13 protein-coding genes are annotated in these 15105 nt (G+C 69.1%); 10 read left to right on the plus strand and 3 right to left on the minus strand.

The window, feature by feature from the left end; all coding sequences use genetic code 11:
- Nucleotides 1-485 precede the first annotated feature (485 nt).
- Together HHL11_RS32765 and HHL11_RS32770 are read right to left on the minus strand one after the other, a co-directional pair.
- Nucleotides 486-2744 (minus strand): molybdopterin cofactor-binding domain-containing protein, encoded by a 2259-nt coding sequence (locus HHL11_RS32765; RefSeq protein WP_169422847.1) that lies wholly within the window; start codon nucleotides 2742-2744, stop codon nucleotides 486-488.
- The gene (locus HHL11_RS32770; protein ID WP_169422848.1) at nucleotides 2741-3193 is read right to left on the minus strand and encodes a 2Fe-2S iron-sulfur cluster-binding protein; all 453 of its coding nucleotides are present in this window, start codon (nucleotides 3191-3193) and stop codon (nucleotides 2741-2743) included. The genes HHL11_RS32765 and HHL11_RS32770 overlap by 4 nt, the downstream gene beginning before the upstream one ends.
- Nucleotides 3194-3308: 115 nt before the next feature.
- Here HHL11_RS32770 and HHL11_RS32775 point away from each other — a divergent pair, with 115 nt between their 5' ends.
- The gene (locus HHL11_RS32775; RefSeq protein WP_169422849.1) at nucleotides 3309-5180 is read left to right on the plus strand and encodes an ATP-binding cassette domain-containing protein; all 1872 of its coding nucleotides are present in this window, start codon (nucleotides 3309-3311) and stop codon (nucleotides 5178-5180) included.
- An 86-nt stretch (nucleotides 5181-5266) separates the two neighbouring features.
- A complete protein-coding gene (locus tag HHL11_RS32780) occupies nucleotides 5267-7000 on the plus strand; it encodes a phospholipase D family protein (RefSeq protein WP_169422850.1) in 1734 nt (577 codons plus the stop codon).
- A 3-nt stretch (nucleotides 7001-7003) separates the two neighbouring features.
- Here HHL11_RS32780 and HHL11_RS32785 read toward each other — a convergent pair whose 3' ends face one another.
- Nucleotides 7004-8452, minus strand: coding sequence for an aminotransferase-like domain-containing protein (locus tag HHL11_RS32785; protein WP_169422851.1), 1449 nt, complete (start codon nucleotides 8450-8452; stop codon nucleotides 7004-7006).
- Nucleotides 8453-8580: 128 nt separating this feature from the next.
- Here HHL11_RS32785 and HHL11_RS32790 point away from each other — a divergent pair, with 128 nt between their 5' ends.
- Genes HHL11_RS32790 through HHL11_RS32825 form a run of 8 tightly spaced genes read left to right on the plus strand, consistent with a single transcriptional unit; the run spans nucleotide 8581 to nucleotide 15072 of the window.
- On the plus strand, nucleotides 8581-9195 hold the full coding sequence (locus tag HHL11_RS32790) for a LysE family translocator (RefSeq protein ID WP_169422852.1): 615 nt from the start codon (nucleotides 8581-8583) through the stop codon (nucleotides 9193-9195).
- Nucleotides 9192-10115 carry a DMT family transporter gene (locus tag HHL11_RS32795; protein WP_169422853.1) on the plus strand — a complete coding sequence of 308 codons (924 nt, stop codon included), beginning with the start codon at nucleotides 9192-9194 and terminating at the stop codon, nucleotides 10113-10115. The genes HHL11_RS32790 and HHL11_RS32795 overlap by 4 nt, the downstream gene beginning before the upstream one ends.
- Nucleotides 10112-11305: an aminotransferase-like domain-containing protein gene (locus tag HHL11_RS32800; protein ID WP_169422854.1), complete on the plus strand. Its 1194-nt coding sequence runs from the start codon at nucleotides 10112-10114 to the stop codon at nucleotides 11303-11305. The genes HHL11_RS32795 and HHL11_RS32800 overlap by 4 nt, the downstream gene beginning before the upstream one ends.
- Before the next feature lie 2 nt (nucleotides 11306-11307).
- Nucleotides 11308-11928, plus strand: coding sequence for a glutathione S-transferase family protein (locus HHL11_RS32805; RefSeq protein ID WP_169422855.1), 621 nt, complete (start codon nucleotides 11308-11310; stop codon nucleotides 11926-11928).
- A 4-nt stretch (nucleotides 11929-11932) separates the two neighbouring features.
- On the plus strand, nucleotides 11933-12793 hold the full coding sequence (locus tag HHL11_RS32810; protein ID WP_169422856.1) for a PhzF family phenazine biosynthesis protein: 861 nt from the start codon (nucleotides 11933-11935) through the stop codon (nucleotides 12791-12793).
- 1 nt (nucleotide 12794) lies between these two features.
- Nucleotides 12795-13472 carry a VOC family protein gene (locus HHL11_RS32815; protein WP_169422857.1) on the plus strand — a complete coding sequence of 226 codons (678 nt, stop codon included), beginning with the start codon at nucleotides 12795-12797 and terminating at the stop codon, nucleotides 13470-13472.
- On the plus strand, nucleotides 13472-14104 hold the full coding sequence (locus HHL11_RS32820) for a LysE family translocator (RefSeq protein WP_169422858.1): 633 nt from the start codon (nucleotides 13472-13474) through the stop codon (nucleotides 14102-14104). Before HHL11_RS32815 ends, HHL11_RS32820 begins: the two co-directional genes overlap by 1 nt.
- Nucleotides 14101-15072, plus strand: coding sequence for a threonine dehydratase (locus HHL11_RS32825; protein ID WP_169422859.1), 972 nt, complete (start codon nucleotides 14101-14103; stop codon nucleotides 15070-15072). Before HHL11_RS32820 ends, HHL11_RS32825 begins: the two co-directional genes overlap by 4 nt.
- Nucleotides 15073-15105 lie beyond the last annotated feature (33 nt).

Consider the following 15105-nt stretch of genomic DNA (forward strand, 5'->3'; position numbering starts at 1 on the left):
CATGTGTAAAGCATTCCGCCAGCGTTCAATCTGAGCCAGGATCAAACTCTACAGTTCGATCTTGATGTTTGCTCATAGGAATCGAAGTGAACTTCACTTCTTTTCGTAGAGCGTTTGATTTGTTCCGAAGAACTTGGCAATTCCTGCCCACCAAACGCCCACGCTTATCGGCTGTAATTTGTTAACGAACCTGCAAGAATCTCCAGCGTTGCGCCTTCTTTTCTTGCCAACCTCGCTGCGATCAGCGAAGCCTTCGATTATGACACATTTTTTGAAAGCCGGTCAAGCTTTTTGAATTTCTTTCGCTGCCGTCTTGCTCTGCTTTCGCGTCGCGCTTCGTTCAGCGGAACCTCGAATTCTATACCGATTTTTGATCATCGGCCGAACTGAAGTTCGAAACTCTTTCCTCTGCCGTTGCCGTCGGACCGAAGCCCTTCTTGTCGTCAGCGGAGCCCGCGACTATAGCACGACTCGGGAAAGCCCGACTAGCCTTGCAGCGGCAACGACCGGTAACGACGCCCGTTCAGGGCGAACAGCGCGTTCGCCACCGCCGGGGCGATCGGTGGCACCCCCGGCTCGCCCACGCCGGCTGGAGGCCGCTCACTGGGGACGATCCAGGTCTCCACGACCGGCGTAGCAGCCAGTCGGAGCACGGGATAAGTGGGGAAGTTCCCCTGCTGTACCACGCCGCCCTGGATGTCGATCCTTCCATGGAGCGCAGCAGTGAGACCAAACACCACCGCGCTCTCCATCTGCTGGGCGATCACATTGGGATTGACCGCCGTGCCGCAGTCGATCGCACAGACCACCCGGTGCACGCGCGGCTGCCCGCCCTCGATGGACACCTCGGCCACCTGGGCCACGACGCTGCCGAAAGACTCATGCAGCGCCACGCCGCGCGCGCGCCCCAGCGGCAGCCGCGAGCCCCAGCCGGAACGCGCCACTGCGAGATTCAAGACCGCCAGGTGCCGCGGCACCCCCTTCAACAGTTCGCGCCGCAGTTCCACCGGATCGCGCCTGAGTTCTGCCGCGATCTCGTCAATAAAGGATTCGGTGAAAAAGGCGTTGTGCGAGTGCCCAACCGAGCGCCAGAAACCCACCGGCACACCCGACTGGGTGAAAACATGCTCCATGCGCTGCTGGGCAAATCCATAGGGCTGGTCGAACAGGCCCTCGGAAGCCGTCTTGTCCGGCAGGTCCACCGGCCCTGACAGCGCCGGCAACGCACGCTCGATCCAGCGCGGCTGGATCGCATCCCCCGCCGACTTGACCTCCAGCCCCAACGGCTGGCCGGAAGCGTCGAGATGCGCCCGCATGCGCACCGCATGCATGGGCCGGTAGAAATCGTGCGCGGTGTCTTCCTCGCGCGACCACAGCAATTGAACAGGGATCCCGGGCAGGTCCATCGCCACCCGCACCGCCTGCGCCACGTAGTCCACCTCAAGCCGACGCCCGAAGCCGCCACCCAGCAGCGTGACGTGTACCTCGACGTTGGCAAGCGGGACCTTGGCCACGTGTGCGGCAGCGGCACGGCACATCTGCGGCGCCTGGGTTGCCGCCCAGACCTCCACGTGCGTGCCATCGAAGCGCGCCGTCGCGTTCATGGGCTCCATCGTCGCGTGGGCCAGGTAGGGCGCGCTGTACCAGGCCTCGAGCGTGCGGCCGGATGAAGCCGGCGCCGCTTCGCCCCGCGTATAGAACACATGCCCGTCCCGCGACTTCACAGCCTCCGCGAGTTCGCGCGCAATGACCGTGCTGTCCAGGCCGCCGGCCGGCCGCTGCCGCCATTCCACGTCCACAGCCTGAGCCGCCTGGCGGGCCAGCCACGAGTTGTCTGCGACCACGGCAAAGCCAGCCGTCGAACCCGCCAGGGCCGGCAGCATCACCAGCCGGTGCACGCCCGGCATGGCCAACGCCTTGGCCGCATCCACCCGCCCAGGCGCCCCACCCAGCATGGGAGCCAGCCGCAAGGCGGCATAGAGCATCCCGGGCACCCGCACGTCGATGCCGAAGCGGGCACTGCCATCCACTTTGCCGGCCAGGTCCAGCCGCGGCGCCGGTCGGCCGATGATGTGCCAGTCCTTGCGCGCCTTCAGCGTCACCTCGCCAGGCGGCGTGGCCGCCGCGTAACGCGCCAGTTCACCATACGGCGCTGCCCGGCCCGCGGAGTGCGTCACGACGCCGTTGGCCGTGCGCAGTTCCTCCACCGGCAGCTTCCACTGCAGGGAGGCCGCGCCCAGCAGCGAGGCCCGGGCAGTCGCCGCCGCAAGACGCACCACGTCCCAGGCATCGGCAACGCTGGAGGAGCCCCCTGTCGCATTGATGCCCAGCTCCCGCGCCACCTTGCCGACCAGCCAGCGGCTGGCCTGGACGCGCCCGAAGCCGTCCTGGCGCTCCTGTTCCAGCGGATGGAAGGGCAGGCCACCCAACAGCATCGCCACGTTGCCGTAGATCGCATCGGCGCCGGCCTGTTCGATGCGCATGGCGGACAGCGGCACGTCCAGTTCCTCCGCGGCCAGCATCGGCAGCGCGGTGTGCACGCCCTGCCCCATCTCGCTGCGCGGCATGGAAAGGATGACCGTCCCATCCGGATTGATCTTGATCCAGCCGTTGAGCGCGATATCGCCCTCGCCCGGCAGCATCATGCTGCCGATGCCGATGCGCGAGCGCGCCGGCAGCACGCCCCAGCCAACCACCAGCGCTGCCGCCGCCGTCGTGCCCAGCAGCCAGCCGCGCCGCTTCACGCCTTCACCCCGGCGGCCCGCTTGATCGCGGCGCGCACCCGCTGGTAAGTGCCGCAGCGGCAGATGTTCGTGATGGCATCGTCGATGTCCGCGTCCGTCGGCTTGGGCTTCTTTTCCAGCAGCGCCGCGGCCGCCATCAGCATGCCGCTCTGGCAATAGCCGCACTGCGGCACCTGTTCCGCGATCCACGCGGCCTGCAGCGGATGCGCCTTGCCGGCGGGCGCCAGCCCTTCGATGGTCTGGATCTTCTTGCCGGCCACGCTGCCCACCGCCACGACGCAGGAGCGCACCGCCTGGCCGTCGACGCGCACCGTACAGGCCCCGCAGGCCGCGACACCGCAACCGAACTTGGTGCCGGTCAAGTTCAGCAGGTCGCGCAACACCCACAGCAGGGGCATGGCCGGATCGGCCCGGATTTCCTGGCGACTGCCATTGATGTTCAGTTCCACGAATCCTCCGCGCCCGGTCCATTCCACTATAGCCAAGCCGGCCGTGCACGGCGACTCCTCCGTTGCGCACGCGCCGCGGTGCTAACCTCGGGCGCTTTCCCGCGTTTCCCTCCCCATGGCCCTGATCACCCTTGCCGACGCCCACCTCGCCTTCGGCCACGTAGCCCTCCTGGACCACGCCGATTTCTCCCTGCAAGCCGGCGAACGCGTGGGCCTGATCGGCCGCAACGGCGCCGGCAAGTCCTCCCTGCTGAAGATCCTGGCCGGGCTGGAGCGTCCCGACGACGGCGAAGTGCAGTTCCAGCAAGGCCTGCGCAGCACCTACGTGGCCCAGGAGCCGAACCTCGACGAGCACCAGACGGTGTTCGAGTCCGTGCGCGCCGCGCTGGACGACGTCATTCGCCTGATCGACCGCTATACCCATGGCGAAGGCGACCTCGACCTCCTGCAAGGCCAGATCGAGGCCCAGGACGGCTGGAACTGGCAGCAGCGCATCGACGAAACGCTGCACCGGCTGCACCTGGAGCCCGAAGCGCGCATCGGCACGCTCTCCGGCGGCAACCGCAAGCGCGTGGCACTGGCGCAGGCGCTGGTGCGCCGCCCCGACGTGCTGCTGCTGGACGAGCCCACCAACCACCTGGACCTGGACTCCATCGAGTGGCTGGAAAACCTGCTGCTGGAGTTCCGCGGCAGCGTGGTGCTGATCACGCACGACCGCGCCTTCCTCGATCGCGTGTCCACCCGCATCGTGGAGCTCGATCGCGGCCGGCTGCTCTCCTACCCCGGCAACTTCACCCAGTACCAGGCGTTGAAGGAGGAGCAGCTCGCGCAGGAAGCCGTCATCAACGCCAAGGCCGACAAGCTGCTGGCCCAGGAAGAGATCTGGGTGCGCAAGGGCGTGGAAGCGCGGCGCACGCGCTCGCAAAGCCGCATCGGCCGCCTGCAGCAGCTGCGCGCGCGCCGGTCCGAGCGGCGCGAAGCGCTGGGCCGCGTGAACATGGACATCGCGTCCGGCCAGCCGGGCGGCAAGATCGTCGCCGAGCTGCAGCACGTGTCCAAGTCCTTCGGCGACCGCACCATCGTGCGCGACTTCAGCGACATCATCCTGCGCGGCGACAAGGTCGGCGTGATCGGTCCCAACGGCGCCGGCAAGACCACGCTGCTGAAACTGATCCTGGGCGAGCTCGCGCCCGACAGCGGCCAGGTGCGCCTGGGCACCAACCTGCAGGTCGCCTATTTCGACCAAATGCGCACCGCGCTGGACCCGGACGCCACGCTGGAGGACTTCATCAGCCCCGGCAGCGAGTGGATCGAGATCGGCCGCCAGCGCAAGCACGTCAAGAGCTACCTGGGCGATTTCCTGTTCTCGCCCGCGCGCGCCACCTCACCCGTGCGCTCGCTCTCCGGCGGCGAGCGCAACCGGCTGCTGCTCGCGCGCCTGTTCGCGCGGCCTGCCAACGTGCTGGTGCTCGACGAACCCACCAACGACCTCGACATCGACACGCTGGAGCTGCTGGAAGAACTGCTGCAGGACTACGAGGGCACGGTGTTCCTCGTGAGCCACGACCGCACTTTCCTCGACAACGTCGTTACCAGCACCATCGCCTTCGAGGGCGAGGGTCGCTGGCGCGAGTACGAAGGCGGCGTCGAGGACTGGATCGCGCAATCGCGACGCGCGCGCGAGTTCGCGGCAACGCAAGTCGCCGCGCCCGCTGCGCCAGCGCGCGGCAAGCCCGCTGCTGCACCCTCCCAGCCGCAGGCTGCCAAGCGCAAGCTGGGCTACAAGGAACAGCGCGAACTCGAGGCGCTGCCGGCGCTCATCGAAGCGCTGGAGCACGAACAGAAGGCAATCCAGCACGAACTCGCCACCGGCGCGGTCTATCGCGACGACCCGGGTCGCGCCGCGCAGCTCGTGCAACGCACTGGCGAAATTGAAGACCAATTGATGCAGGCGCTGGAGCGCTGGGAAGAACTGGGCCAGCTGTAGGCATTTGCCGGCAGCAAGTCGTGGCCATTGCTGACCTTGCTGCGCCCCTGTGAAGCAGGGGCCGCGGCTAAAGTGGCCAGCAGCCCATGAATAACAGCGCCGCCACCGAGAACGCATCGCCCTTCCACTGGCAGAAGCTGTGGCGCTGGTGCGCCGCGGTCATGCTGCTGTCCTGGGCCACCGGTTGCGCCAGCCTCCCGGCCAACACCAATCGCACCCGCACGACAGCCTTCGCGCAGCCCGAGACCACGCCGCTCGGCCAACTGGTCGCGCAGCGTCGCACGGAGGCCAACGCGCGCAGCGACTCCGGCTTCCACTTGATGGAAGACACGGACATCGCGTTCACGAGCCGCATCGCGCTGATCGAAGGCGCGCAGCGCTCGCTGGACCTGCAGTACTACGCCATCCATGCCGACGCGAGCACCGAGGTGCTGCTGCAGAAGCTGCGCGATGCCGCCGGCCGCGGCGTGCGCGTGCGCATCCTGCTGGACGACTTCAACTCCGTGGGCCAGGACGCGCAGGTTCTGCGCCTGGCCTTCGTGCCCAACATCGAGATGCGGCTGTTCAACCCGCTGCCCGGCTCGCGCGGCAGCATGGTGGGCCGCATCTTCAGTTCGCTGCACGACTTCGACCGCATGCAGAAGCGCATGCACAACAAGCTGTTCATCGCCGACAACGCCTGGGGCATCACCGGCGGCCGCAACCTGGGCGACGCCTATTTCGGCAGCAGCGACAAGCAGAATTTCGTCGACCTCGATGTGCTGGCCGCCGGCCGCATCGTGCGCGACATGTCCGCGAGCTTCGACCGCTTCTGGAACGACGAACTCGCCTACCCGGTGCAGACCTTGCTGGATCCGCAGGACCTGGACGAACTGCGCAAGCCGCAGGCGCCCGCTTCGGCGCCCGGCCCGCAAGGCGGCGTGGTGCGGACCGCTGCGGAGGCCAAGCCGCTGCCGGTCACGGTCAGTCCGACGGTGCTGCCCAGCGTCACCCCTTCGGCCGTGGTGCAAGCCGAGCGCCCCCCGCTGGACCTGCGCACGGTGTCGCTGACCTGGGCGCCCTCGGTGCTGCTGGCCGACGCTCCCGGCAAGGTCGGTCCTGGCGACGACGAAGTGAATGCCGGCGAGACCGTCATCGACGGCCTGCTGTCGATGATCCAGGGCGCGCAGCGCGACGTGCTGATCGTCTCGCCCTACTTCGTGCCGGGCGCGCGCATGATGGCCGTGTACAAGGAGCTGCGCCAGCGCGGCGTGCGCATCCGCGTGCTCACCAACTCGCTGGCCTCGAACGATGCGCCGGCCGCGCATGCCGGCTACGCACGCTATCGCAAAGCCCTGCTCGCGATGGGCGTCGAGGTGTACGAAATGCGCTCGGACCCGGAAGCCGTCGCCGACCTGCTCGGAGGTTCACACGGTGGCAGCCAGGCCGGCAGCGCCGGCTCCGGCGTCAGCCTGGGCAGCGGCCCTGGCGGCTCGAAGAGCGGCACCCAGAGCCGCGCCAGCCTGCATTCCAAGGCGGTGTTCATCGACGGCCGGCTGGCGGCGATCGGCTCCATGAACCTGGACCTGCGCTCGCAACTGAAGAACAGTGAAGTCGGCCTGGTGATCCGCAGCGGCTCGCTGGTGCAGCAGGCCACGCAGATCGTGGAGCACACCTTCGCCACCGCGGCCTACCGGCTGGAGCAACGCGACGGCCATTTCCACTGGCATGCCCCCGCCGGCGCGGGCTTCGCGGACAGCGACAGCGAGCCGGGCGCGAGCACCAGGCTCAAGCTGCTGGTGGATGTGCTGGGGCCCTTCGCGCCGGACGAGATGTTGTAGCGGCTACATCCGCTTCACCAGCTCCGCGTACTTCTTCCAGAACGCCGCGTCCTGCGTGGTCGCGAAGTTGATCCGCATCAGCGTGCTCGGCTTGCGCTCCGCATGGAACAGCGCCCCGGGCGCCAGCAGGTAGCCCTCGTCCAGCATGCGCTGCGCCAGCGCATCGGTGTCCACGCCCGTGTCCACCCAGCCGAACAGGCCGGCCGGTTCGGCGGCGAACTTGCAACCCGCATGCATTGCCAGCTTCACGCTGCGGCTGCGCGCCACGTCCAGCCGGGTGCGGATGCGTTCGCAGTGGCGCCGCAGCTGGCCCTGCTCGATGCACAGCGCCAGCGCCTTTTCCATCAGCGAGGGCGTGGTCAAGGTTGCCAGCAGCTTGGTGTCCAGCAGCTGCTCCACCAGGTCGGGTGGAGCGGCCATGAAGCCGATGCGCCAGTTCGGCGCCAGGATCTTGGCGAAGCCACCCACGTAGATGGTGCGCCGCAGGCCGTCCAGCGCGGCGAGGCGCGTGGCGTGCGCCGGCGCGATGTGGCTGTAGGTGTCGTCCTCGACGATGTGGAAGTCGTGCTGGTTCGCCAGCTGCAGGATGCGGTGCGCGCTGCCCGGTGACAGGCAGTAGCTGGTCGGGTTGTGGAAGACGCTGACGCTCACATAGAGCTTGGGCTTGTGCAGCGCGCAGTACTGCGCCATCACTTCCAGGTCCGGCCCGTCGGCGCGGCGCGGCACCGGCAGCAGGCGCATGCCCAACGCATTCAGCCGCGCGAACTCCACCGCCCAGCCGGGCTCCTCCACCATCACCGGGTCACCGGGACGCAGCAGCGTGCGGCTGACGATGTCCAGCGCGTGCGTCGCGCCGACCGAGGTGATGATCTGGTCGGGCGCGGCCGGCACGTGCAGGCCGCCCAGCTTGCCGGCCAGCGCCCGGCGCAGTCCGCCATCGCCCAGCGGCTCGCCGTACTGCAGCGAGCATTCGTTCAGTGCCCGCGAGTTCGTGACCTTGCGCACTGCGGCGGGCATGAAAGTGGACTCCAGCCAGTCGGACGGGAACACGCCCATGCCCGGCTGCGGCTTGTCGCTGATCTTGTGGAACATGCCGCGGATGAGGGACGTGGCGTTCACCGGGCCCGGCTGGCGGCGCGCCACGATCCAGTGCGCCGCGGTCCAGGCCGCGGCGCCCTTGTCATCGGCCGGCGCGCCGCCGTTGTCCTCGCTGCGCGCGCCGGACAGCTCCCGCACGAAGAAGCCGCGGTTCTTGCGGGCCTCCACCAGGCCCTGCGCCAGCAGCTGGTCGTAGGCCGCCACCACGGTGGACGGACTCACGCCGTTTTGCTCCGCGCACTGCCGCACCGAAGGCAGGCGGGCGCCCGGCGCCAGCAGTCGGTTGCGGATGCGCTCCGCGAAACGGGCGGCCAGCTGCTCGGTGAGCGACTGCGACGAGGCCTTCATCAACATCCGAGTGGACTCCTCGTGTATTGGCATGGCGGCCAGTACAGATGCCGATGTGATCTGGCAAACTGTACTGGTCGTGTATTGGTGCCGAAGATTACATTGCTTGCGATGCCCCTGCAACATCGTCTGCCATGACCCCCGCGGAACTCACCGCGCTGCTGCTGTTCGCCACGGCCATGAGCTTCTCGCCCGGACCGAACACGACGCTCTCCACCGCGCTCGCGGCGAACCGCGGCTTGCGGCCGGCCCTGCGCTTCTGCTTCGCCGTGCCGACCGGCTGGACGCTGCTGATGGCCGCCAGCGGCCTCGGCCTGGGCGCATTGATCCTCGGCCTGCCGGCGCTGCGCTGGGCCGTCAAGCTGGTGGGCGTCGGCTACATGCTGTGGCTCGCCTGGAAACTCGCGCGCGCCGCGAAGATGACGCAGGTGGACGGCGCGCGGCTGGAAGTGGGCTTCTGGCAGGGCGTGTCGCTGCAGTTCGTGAACATCAAGGCCTGGCTGCTCGCACTGACGCTCAGCGCCGGCTGGGTGGTGAACGCTGCCGGCCAGCCCGCCAGCAACCCCGGCGAGCGGCTGACCATCATCTGCGCGATCATGGCCGTGTTCGCCTTCAGCAGCAATTTCGCCTACGCGCTGGCCGGCTCGCTGCTGCGCCATTGGCTCGCGCAAGGCAAGCGCCTGCTCTGGTTCAACCGCGTGCTCGCACTGGTTCTGGTGGCGACGGCCGCCTGGATGCTGGTGGTATGAACGTGCAGGATCGCCAGGGCCTCGCGCTCGGCTTCGCCGGCGTGGCCATCTTCGCCCTGACCTTGCCGATGACGCGGCTGGCCGTCGGCACGCCGGCCGCGCCGCTCATGTCCGGCTGGTTCATCGCCTTCGGCCGGGCGGCGATCGCCGGCCTGCTGTCCATCGCCTTCCTGCTCGCGACGCGCGCGGCCCGGCCGCGACGCGCCGACTGGGCCCCGCTCGCCCTCACGGCAGCGGGTGTTGTCTTTGGCTTCCCCCTGTTCAGCTCGCTCGCCCTGCGCTACGTGGAGGCGGTGCACGCCAGCGTGATCATCGGCGCGCTTCCGCTCGCCACCGCGCTGGTCGGCGCCCTGCTGCATCGCCAGCGGCCCTCCGTCGGCTTCTGGCTCTGCGGCAGCGCCGGCAGCGCGCTGGTGATCCTCTACGCCCTGCTCAAGTCCGGCAACGGCGTGGCTTTGCATTTCGCCGACTTGCTGCTGCTCGCCGCCGTCGCCTGCGCCGCCGTCGGCTATGGCTACGGCGCGCGCCTGTCGCAACGCATGCGCGCCGAACACGTGATCTGCTGGGCGCTGGTGCTCTCGCTGCCGCTCACCGCACCGCTGGCCCTGTGGACCGCCCCCCGCGCGGCCGTGCCCGCCTCCGCCTGGTTCGCCTTCGGCTACGTCGCGCTGTTCTCGATGTGGATCGGCTTCTTCGCCTGGTACCGCGGCCTGGCCCTGGGCGGCACCGTGCGCGTCAGCCAGGTGCAACTGGTACAACCCTTCCTGAGCATGCTGTTCGCCGTGCCCCTGCTGGGCGAACGGTTGGACGCCCTCACCCTCTTCTTCGCGCTGGCGGTCCTCGCCACCGTGTTCGCAGGCAAGAAAATGCCCGTGCACGCGGCGCCCCGGCGCCCCCACGTCTCCCTGGAGCAAGCATGAAACTGAACGACCTGCAGTCCAAGGCCCCGGCCTGGACCCTCGCCCGCCGCGCCGAGCGCATGAACCCCTCGGTGATCCGCGAGATCCTGAAAGTCACGGAGCGTCCCGGCATCATCAGCTTCGCCGGCGGCCTGCCCTCGCCCAAGACTTTCCCGGTCCAGGCCTTCCACGAAGCGTGCGAGAAGGTCCTGCGCGACGACGGCCACGGCGCCCTGCAATACGCGGCCAGCGAAGGCTACGGCCCCCTGCGCGAACAGGTCGCGGCGCTGCTGCCCTGGAACGTGGACCCCGCGCAAGTCCTGATCACCACCGGTTCGCAGCAAGCCCTGGACCTCATCGCCAAGGTGCTGATCGACGCCGGCAGCCGCATCCTGGTGGAAACGCCCACCTACCTCGGCGCGCTGCAGGCCTTCGCGCCCATGGAGCCGGAAGTGGTCGGCGTGAAGGGCGACGCGCACGGCGTGGACCTGGCCGACCTCGGCGCCAAGGCGCCGGGCGCCCGCTTCTTCTATGTGCTGCCCAACTTCCAGAACCCTACGGGCCGCATGATGAGCGAAGCCGGCCGCGCCGGCCTGGCTACCGCCGCCGCGCAGTTGAACCTGCCGCTGGTGGAAGACAACCCCTATGGCGACCTGTGGTTCGACGCGCCGCCGCCGGCGCCGCTGACGGCACGCAACCCCGAAGGCAGCATCTACATGGGCTCCTTCTCCAAGGTGCTCGCGCCCGGCCTGCGCCTGGGTTATGTGGTGGCGCCGGCCGCCATCGCGCCCAAGCTGCTGCAGGCCAAGCAGGCCGCCGACCTGCACACGCCGGGCTTCAACCAGCGCGTCGTCAGCGAAGTGCTGAAGGACGGTTTCCTGGACCGCCACGTGCCGACGATCCGCGCGCTGTACCGCGAGCAGCGCGACGCCATGCTGCGCGCGCTGGACCGCGAGATGGCCGGCCTGGACGTGCAATGGAACAAGCCCGATGGCGGCATGTTCCTGTGGGCTCGACTGCCGGAAGGCGTGCGCGCGCTGGACCTGCTGCCCAAGGCGGTGGACCGCGGCGTGGCCTTCGTGCCCGGCGCGGCCTTCTACGCCGAGGTGCCGGACGAGCGCACCCTGCGCCTGTCCTTCGTGACGGCGACGCCGGAACAAATCGACACCGGCATCGCCGCCCTGGCAGCCGCCATCCGGGAAGCGCTCTGACCATGAAGTTCTGGGGCCGCATCTCCTCCATCAACGTGCGCAAGGTCGTGCTCACGGCGCAGCTGCTGGGCATCCCGTTCGAGCGGGTCGACGCCGGCGCCGCCTTCGGCATCGTGCAGACGCCGGAGTACAAGGCGCAGAACCCAAACTCGCTGGTGCCGCTGCTGGACGAAGAGGACGGCTTCACGCTGTGGGAGTCGAACGTGATCGTGCGCTACTTGTGCGCGCAGCATCCGCAGCAGGGCCTGTACCCGCAGGACCTGCGGCAGCGCTTCGACGCCGAACGCTGGATGGACTGGCAGCAGACGACGCTGAACGGCGCCGGCCGCGAAGCCTTCATCCAGTTGATCCGCACGCCCGCCGACAAGCGCCGGCCGGAAGCGATCGATGCCTCCATCGCGGCGACCGAGCCCTTGCTGGCCATGCTCGACGCGCACCTGGCGAAGCAGCCCTTCATGGCAGGCGCGCAACTGACCATGGCCGACATCCCCATCGCCTGCGAGATGCACCGCTGGTGGGGCCTGCCGCTGGAGTTCCCGCAGCGACCGCACCTGCGGCGCTGGTACGACGGCATCCGCGCCCTGCCCGCCGCGCGCGGTGCGCTCGACGTTCCCCTGAGCTGACACCATGCAAGACCGCCTCTTCAAGCAAGTCGACGTCTTCACCGCAGTGCCCTACCTCGGCAACCCGGTCGCCGTGGTGCTGGACGCGCAAGGCCTGGCCACCGAGGAGATGCAGCAGTTCACGCGCTGGACCAACCTCTCGGAAGCCACTTTCCTGCTGCCGCCCACGCACCCGGAAGCCGACTACCGCGTGCGCATCTTCTACCCGTCCGCCGAACTGCCTTTCGCCGGGCATCCGACCCTGGGCAGCTGCCACGCCTGGCTGGAAGCCGGCGGCAAGCCCAAGGGCGAGTACGTGGTGCAGGAGTGCGGCGTCGGGCTGGTGAAGCTGAAGCGCGATGGCAGTCGCCTCGCCTTCGCCGCGCCGCCGCTGCGCCGCGGCGGTCCGCTGGATGACAGCGACGTCGACCTCATCGCCCGCGGCCTCGGCGTTCCGCGGAGTGACATCGTCGCCCACGCCTGGTGCGACAACGGACCCAAGTGGCGCGGCGTCATGCTCAAGTCCGCGGAACAGGTGCTGGCACTCAAGCCCGATGGCGCCGTGCTCGCCGGCCTGGACGTCGGCGTGATCGGCCCGCGCGGCAAGGTGGGCGTGGTCGCGCCACGCGGTAACGACTGCGCCTTCGAAGTGCGCGCCTTCTTCCCCGCCAACAACGGCATGGGCGAAGACCCGGTCACCGGCAGCCTCAATGCGGCGCTCGCCCAGTGGCTGATCGCTGCCGGCATGGCGCCCGAACGCTACATCGCCAGTCAGGGCACGGTCCTGGGCCGGGCCGGGCGCGTGCACATCGAGCGCGACGCACAGGGCGAGATCTGGGTGGGCGGCGCGTCCGTCACCTGCGTCGATGGCAGCGTGAGGCTTTGAGATGACGGCCCGGACCGACCACCTCGTCATCGGCGCGGCAACGCTGGACGAAGGCGTGGCCTGGGCCGAAGCCACGCTGGGCGTCGCGCCCGGCCCCGGCGGCGAGCACCCGCTGATGGGCACGCACAACCGGCTGCTGCGCATTGCGACCGTCGACTATCCGCGGGCCTATCTCGAGATCATCGCGCCGCAACCCGGGCGGCAGCCGCAACAGGGCAAGCGCTGGTTCGACCTCGACGACGAGACCGTGCGCGACACGCTGCGGCGCCATGGCCCGCGGCTGCTGCACTTCGTCGCCAACGTGCCGGACGTGCGCGCAGCCTGCGCGGCGCTGGAGCGCGCCGGCTACGAACACGGCGAGGTCGCGCGCGCCTCGCGCATGACGCAGCGCGGCTTGCTGGAATGGCAGATCACCGTGCGTGCGGACGGCCGCCGCCTCATCGCCGGCATGCTGCCGACGCTGATCGAATGGGGCGAGACGCATCCGGCCGCGTCGATGCCGGAGTCGGGCGTGACCTTGCACTCGCTCACCGCCTGGCACCCGCTGGCGCCCGAACTGCGCGGCGCCTACGAGGCGATCGGCCTCCTGGGCGTACAGGTCAAGGAAGGCCCCGCCAATCTCTGCGCCACGCTGGACACGCCGCGCGGGCGCGTGCAGCTGCAATCGAAAGGACTGTGATGCTGCATGTCGGCGAAGTCGCCTGGTTCGCGCTGGCAGCGCTGGTGCTGGTGCTGACGCCTGGCCCCAACATGATCTACTGCGTCTCGCGCTCGCTGGCACAAGGGCCGCGCGCCGGCCTGGTGTCGCTGGGCGGCGTGCTGCTCGGTTTCCTCGCGCACCTGGTGGCCGCGACCCTGGGCCTCACCGCGCTGCTGCTCGCGGTGCCGATCGCGTTCGACGCGCTGCGCATCGCGGGCGCTGCCTACCTGCTGTGGCTGGCCTGGGAGGCCGTGCGCCCGGGTGGCAGCACGCCCTTCCAGCCGCGCGCGTTGCCGATCGACTCGACGGCGAAGCTGTTCCGCATGGGCCTGCTCACGAACGTGCTGAACCCGAAGGTCGCGATCTTCTACCTGTCGTTCTTCCCGCAGTTCCTGCATCCGGAACGCGGCAACGTGGCCTGGCAGGCGCTACAGCTGGGCGCCATCCAGATCCTCACCAGCGGCGCCGTCAACGCGCTGCTGGTGCTCGGGGCCGGCCGCATCAGCAGCTTCCTCGCACGGAGCCGCGGCTGGCTACGGGCCCAACGCTGGGTGATGGGAACCGTGCTGGGCCTGCTGGCCGCCCGCATCGCCTTGCTGGAGCAGAAATGAATTTCACGCGCGCAGAAGTCGAATCCGCGCAGGCCACGGTGCACGCCGTGATGCCGCCGACCCCGCAATATGCCTGGCCGCTGCTGCGCGAACGCCTCGGCATGCCGGTTTGGGTGAAGCACGAGAACCACACGCCCGCCGGCGCCTTCAAACTGCGCGGCGGCCTCACCTACTTCGAGTCGCTCGCGCGGCGCGAGCCGAAGCTGCGCGGCGTGATCTCCGCCACCCGCGGCAACCACGGCCAGTCGGTGGGCTTCAGCGCACGCAAGCATGGCCTGCAGGCCACCATCGTCGTGCCGCACGGCAACTCGGTGGAGAAGAACGCCGCCATGCGCGCGCTGGGCGCCGAGTTGCTGGAACACGGCGACGATTTCCAGGCCGCGCGCGAGCATGCGATCGCGCTGGCCGGGCGGCAAGGCCTGCACATGGTGCCGTCCTTCGACCGCGACCTGGTGCGCGGCGTGATGACTTACTGGGTGGAGTTCTTCCAGAGCTTCGCGCCCGGTGAAGAGCCGGGCGTGGTCTACGTTCCGATCGGCCAGGGCTCGGGCTTCTGCGCCGCGGCGGCCGGCCGTGCGTACACCGGCGCCCGCAGCAAGCTGGTCGGCGTCGTGTCCGCGCATGCGACGACCTACCTGGACTCCTTCCGCGCCAAGCGCGTGGTGGAAGCGCCCGTCACGACGCAACTGGCCGACGGCATGGCTTGCCGCATCGCCGACGCCGAGGCGCTGGAAGTCGTGCTGCGCGAAGCCGATGACGTGGTCACGGTCACCGACGATGAAGTCGCCGCGGCCATGCGCCTTCTGTTCGCTGCCACCCACAACGTCGCCGAAGGCGCCGGCGCGGCCGCCCTGGCGGCGGCCATCCAGCAACGGGGCCGGACGAAGTCGCAGGCGGTCGGCGTGCCGATCACCGGCGGCAACGTCGACACCGAAGTCTTCGCGCGCGTTCTTGCGAACGGAACGTGACCAGCATGTGACGGCATGGGCCTGGAATTGCAC

Source organism: Ramlibacter agri (assembly GCF_012927085.1).
GTDB classification, from domain to species: domain Bacteria; phylum Pseudomonadota; class Gammaproteobacteria; order Burkholderiales; family Burkholderiaceae_C; genus Ramlibacter; species Ramlibacter agri.

Coding starts and splice junctions, on each gene's coding strand:
- HHL11_RS32775 (WP_169422849.1), top strand. CDS start 3,309: ATGGCCCTGATCACCCTTGCCGACGCCCACCTCGCCTTCGGCCACGTA.
- HHL11_RS32780 (WP_169422850.1), top strand. CDS start 5,267: ATGAATAACAGCGCCGCCACCGAGAACGCATCGCCCTTCCACTGGCAG.
- HHL11_RS32785 (WP_169422851.1), bottom strand. CDS start 8,452: ATGTTGATGAAGGCCTCGTCGCAGTCGCTCACCGAGCAGCTGGCCGCC.
- HHL11_RS32790 (WP_169422852.1), top strand. CDS start 8,581: ATGACCCCCGCGGAACTCACCGCGCTGCTGCTGTTCGCCACGGCCATG.
- HHL11_RS32795 (WP_169422853.1), top strand. CDS start 9,192: ATGAACGTGCAGGATCGCCAGGGCCTCGCGCTCGGCTTCGCCGGCGTG.
- HHL11_RS32800 (WP_169422854.1), top strand. CDS start 10,112: ATGAAACTGAACGACCTGCAGTCCAAGGCCCCGGCCTGGACCCTCGCC.
- HHL11_RS32805 (WP_169422855.1), top strand. CDS start 11,308: ATGAAGTTCTGGGGCCGCATCTCCTCCATCAACGTGCGCAAGGTCGTG.
- HHL11_RS32810 (WP_169422856.1), top strand. CDS start 11,933: ATGCAAGACCGCCTCTTCAAGCAAGTCGACGTCTTCACCGCAGTGCCC.
- HHL11_RS32815 (WP_169422857.1), top strand. CDS start 12,795: ATGACGGCCCGGACCGACCACCTCGTCATCGGCGCGGCAACGCTGGAC.
- HHL11_RS32820 (WP_169422858.1), top strand. CDS start 13,472: ATGCTGCATGTCGGCGAAGTCGCCTGGTTCGCGCTGGCAGCGCTGGTG.
- HHL11_RS32825 (WP_169422859.1), top strand. CDS start 14,101: ATGAATTTCACGCGCGCAGAAGTCGAATCCGCGCAGGCCACGGTGCAC.